Below are 4,252 nucleotides of genomic sequence, written 5' to 3'. Positions count from 1 at the left end.
TTAGCTTTTGCGTAAACTCGTTTTTTATCTTTGCGATGGCATGTAAAATTTTATTAGAAACACTTCCTTGCATCGCAAATTTATTTAAAAAATAGCCGCTTTTGTCGCTTGTTACAAGGGTATAAAGGATCTCTTTTTTAGCAAGATCTGAGAGAAATTTGATCTTTTCTTTTGGCTTTTCAAGCAACAAGATAAAGCGCAAAACAGGCTCTAGTATCTCCTCCGTAAGATCGCCGAAAAATACCCCCTTTTGGCTTTTTTGCATGTTATCTTCTTTTATCTCGACGTTTTTCAGCACTTCATAAATTTCATCCATGCTAAATTTAAGGGTAAGCGAGATATATGGCCTCTCTTTTGAGGCGTGGGTTAGGCTCACTCTTAGAGGCATATAGGTCGATGTGAGCAGATACCTTTGCTCGTTGTATCCGCTCATCTCATCGCCAAAGCCCACCGACTTTGCCCCCTGCAAGATAATGCACAAAGATGGATTGTAGATGACATTGATAAAATCATGCGTCTTTTCGCTGATGTAAAAATCAAGCGAGTCGATGTCGCTTTGAACAAGGCCGTTTACGCCGTATCTATTTAGTAAAAACTCTTTTGTCTGCTCTTTTAGTAAATTTAGCTCACTCATCTTGCTTTCCACCTCAAATTTTATGAAATTATACCCCTTTTTAGAAAATTTGCAGAATTAGGCATGAAATTTGGAGGATCGTTCTAACGTAAAATTTAAAATCCTGCTAGAATGCACATTACAAAACAGCTTGTAAAGCTAAATCAAAACCGAAAAGACAAAGATGTATCTTAAGAAATTTGCGGCGGCGCTTATGACGTCAAGTTTTATTTTAGGAGGCAATGCAATGGCAGGTGCAAACGTGGCAAAATCACCGCTAGAGGCGGTTTCTATGGTTAGCGAGTGGGATAAAATTTTCGCCAAAAGCGACAAAGTAGATCACAAAAAGGTCAAATTTAAAAATCGCTACGGCGTGGAGCTAGTCGGCGATCTTTATACGCCTAAAAATTTAAAAGGCAAAGCGGCTGCGATCGCACTTAGCGGACCTTTTGGCGCAGTCAAAGAGCAATCGAGCGGTCTTTACGCCCAAACTTTAGCCGAGCGCGGTTTTATCACGCTTGCCTTTGATCCAAGCTACACGGGCGAGAGCGGCGGCGTGCCGAGGAATTTAGCAAGCCCAGAGATAAATACCGAGGATTTTAGCGCGGCGGTTGATTTTTTAGGGCTTCAAGACAATGTAGACCCTGAACGTATAGGCATTTTAGGAATTTGCGGCTTTGGCGGTCTTGCTCTAAATGCTGCTCTTAGCGATCCTCGCATAAAGGCGGTAGCGACCAGCACAATGTATGATATGACGCGCGTAATGGCAAAAGGCTACAACGATAGCATAGGCGCCGATGAGAGATATGAAACCAAAAAGAAGCTAGCCGAACAGCGCTGGGTCGATGCAAAAGCCGGCAAGCCGGCACTTATCGGAGCAACCAATGTTGATCCTGAAAAAATAGACGCTAGCACTCCGCAGTTTATAGCTGAGTATGCGAGATTTTACCGCACGGATCGCGGCTATCACAAACGCGCCGTCAACTCAAACTCTGGCGAGCACGGCTGGATCGTCACAAATCCTATATCATTTATAAATATGCCTATCCTTGCCTACGCAAGCGAGATGAGAACTCCGACTCTTATCGTAGCCTGCGAGAAAGCGCACTCTAGATACTTTAGCGAGGACGCTTACAAGTCGCTTGGCAGCGCAAACAAAGAGCTAGTTATCGTCCCTGGCGCCGTGCATATAGATCTATATGACAATAAAAATAACAAGATCCCATACGATAAATTTGAGGAATTTTTCAAAGCAAATTTGAAATAAACCGCTACCCCTGCGCTTTGCGGGGGTAAATTCGAGAGATAAGGAAGGTAAAAATGAGAAAAATTTTAGCCGTCTTTATGCTTTTTGCGGAGTTAAATTTAGCAGCAGGAGAGAAAATGCAAAATTTAAAGATAGTCCTAAAGACTTCTAGCGGCGAAGCTACGGCGATCCTAGATGATACGGCGGCAGCAAGAAGCTTTGCCGCACAGCTGCCGCTAACGCTAAATTTAGAGGACTACGGCGGACGCGAAAAGGTAGCTAAGCTGCCAAAACGGCTTGACACAAGCGGATCTCCAATCGGTAGCGACGGCAAAAAAGGCGAGATCTCGTACTTTGCTCCGTGGAATAACCTAGTGATATACTACGACTATCAGCCCTACTACGATGGCATCGTGCGCTTGGGCGTGATAGATGGCGATGTAGGCTTGGTCGCAAAAGACGGGGAGATCAAGATAGAGCCAGCAAAATAAATCCGCCGTAACCGCAAAACGGTAAATTTGAAATTTTAGGCCCCGCTACTTGCGCCAAACATTGCGCCCTAGATATCCGGCAAAATAAGACGCAACGGCTTGTATAAACGCAAATCTTCGCATTTATGCGCTTCATGAAAATGGCTTTACGCCGTTTTGTCGCAAATGCGAAAATCGGCAATTTATAAATAGTTAAGCGCGGCGGATTTACTATAGCCGATTTACCGTCTCATCTTTCTGCCGATTAGTGCGAAAATCACGATCACGCCGGCGATCATCAGCCCAGCCTTGACGTAAAACGCCCTCCTCTCGCGCACGGCTTCTGGCGAGCTGGTTTTGAGCCGCACTTTGACGCTCATGCCGCCCGCTACGATACTTAGCGTATCGCCCGCCATGCCTTTTAGCTTCACGCTTAGCGTGTTCGTGCCGCTTTGCGCGACCGCAGGCGTCATGAAGCCCGAGGCCTTGTAAGAGTAGCGCGTCATGAGGTCGTTGCAGTCTTTGGGGCGGAAAAATATCTCGTAGGTCTTATCCGCATCCACGCCCAGCACGTCGCCGTCACGCGCGTCAAAATACGGATTTTGCGGAGTTTTGGTTTTAAAGCTCCATTTTATCTGCTTTACCTGCGCGCCCGCGTTTTGCGCGCTTTGATTTCGCGCGCCTGCTTGCTCGTAGCTAAAAACCGCCTCGTACTGCGCGCCAAAGTCAAAAACCTCGCGCGAAAAAGCGGCAAACTGCTTGGACGAAAATTTAGAATTTATATCGTTGGCGCTCGTGATGACGTGCAAATTTTGGATCTTTTGCCCGTCTTTAAATATCTCGAAATCTTTAAATTTTACCTCGCCCGCGTTTGCGTTAAACTCGATACTGACGGGATTTGCCGTGATCTTGCACTCGGGGAATGGGTCCGGGATCTCGCCGCTAAAATACGGCGTTACCGCGGTGGCATCTGGAAATTTGACGTATGGCTTCATTGAGCCTGTGAAGTTGTCAAATTTGGCGTCTTTGATTTTTAGATTTTTATCGGCGCAGACGTTGGTATAAAACCGCCCTGCGCCCGTATCACTAGCGCCTTTAGCACAAAAGGCACTCAGCCGCGAGTTGCCCATCTCAAAGACGAAGGCGTTAAATTTATCCTTGGACGCGAGCGCGTAGCCGACCTCATCGACGCTCAAATTTAAAAACGCAAATCGGTGATAGATCGCTGAAAACAGCCCGTCCACCGCCTCTTTGAAGTCGCTTTTATAGGCGATATTTTCAAGCACTAGGGTTGATTTGTAGCCTACGGCCAGAGCTCTATCGGCTGGAGTCGCGCCGCTAAATTTAGCCCGTCCGGCCGCCTCATCGTGCCCCATGTATTCGTTTTGAGCGCTGTATTCGGCGTGATTTTTAGCGGTCTGGCTTAAAATTTGATTTGGTTTTAGGGCGGAGAGTCCGGAGCCGCGGCGGTACTCGTTTAGATACGCGACCGCGTCGGAGTCGGGAACGAAAGAAAACTCGGGCTGCTTGGCGGACTTTAGCGCGGAGCTTTGACCCTGCCCGCCAAAGATATCGCAGCCAGATAAAAAAAAGGCGCAGGCTAAAAGGCTAAATTTAAGCCCGCGTTTTACAAAGTAAATTTTCAACCAGCGCCCTTTAAATTTAAGCCTTAGGGCCGGCTTTTGCGTATTCTACGCCCTCTTTTACGTCCTCGTAGCGTTTAAAATTCGCCTCAAACATGCTCGCTAGTTTATCGCGAGTCGCGACGTATTCGTCCTTGTTTTCCCACGTGTTGATAGGATTTAGCAGCTTCGTCTCGACGCCTGCGAGCTCTTTTGGGATCGCTAGGTTAAATTTTTCAAAATTTTCAAATTCGCACTTTTTGATACTGCCGTCCAGGATCGCGTTTATGCATGCGCGCGT

The 4,252-nt window shown here is 46.7% G+C and carries 4 protein-coding genes and 1 pseudogene; 2 read left to right on the top strand and 3 right to left on the bottom strand.

What is annotated here, in order from left to right:
* The coding region (locus Q0338_RS02210) for an AraC family transcriptional regulator (RefSeq protein WP_298085333.1) at window positions 1-634 on the bottom strand (634 nt) is incomplete at its 3' end.
* A 226-nt stretch (window positions 635-860) separates the two neighbouring features.
* Here Q0338_RS02210 and Q0338_RS02205 point away from each other — a divergent pair.
* Both Q0338_RS02205 and Q0338_RS02200 read left to right on the top strand, forming a co-directional pair.
* Window positions 861-1,880 (top strand): alpha/beta hydrolase, encoded by a 1,020-nt coding sequence (locus Q0338_RS02205; RefSeq protein ID WP_298085332.1) that lies wholly within the window; start codon window positions 861-863, stop codon window positions 1,878-1,880.
* A 53-nt stretch (window positions 1,881-1,933) separates the two neighbouring features.
* Window positions 1,934-2,350 carry a cyclophilin-like fold protein gene (locus Q0338_RS02200; RefSeq protein WP_298085331.1) on the top strand — a complete coding sequence of 139 codons (417 nt, stop codon included), beginning with the start codon at window positions 1,934-1,936 and terminating at the stop codon, window positions 2,348-2,350.
* 221 nt (window positions 2,351-2,571) lie between these two features.
* Here Q0338_RS02200 and Q0338_RS02195 read toward each other — a convergent pair whose 3' ends face one another.
* Window positions 2,572-3,975 carry a CAP domain-containing protein gene (locus Q0338_RS02195; RefSeq protein WP_298085330.1) on the bottom strand — a complete coding sequence of 468 codons (1,404 nt, stop codon included), beginning with the start codon at window positions 3,973-3,975 and terminating at the stop codon, window positions 2,572-2,574.
* A 16-nt stretch (window positions 3,976-3,991) separates the two neighbouring features.
* Window positions 3,992-4,252: pseudogene (locus Q0338_RS02190) on the bottom strand (phosphoenolpyruvate carboxykinase (ATP)); the annotation flags it as partial.

The organism is uncultured Campylobacter sp. (assembly GCF_938018145.1).
In the GTDB taxonomy this organism is placed as follows: domain Bacteria; phylum Campylobacterota; class Campylobacteria; order Campylobacterales; family Campylobacteraceae; genus Campylobacter_A.
The sequence above is the reverse complement of the archived record's forward strand: the minus strand, read 5'-3'. Positions and strand labels throughout refer to the sequence as shown.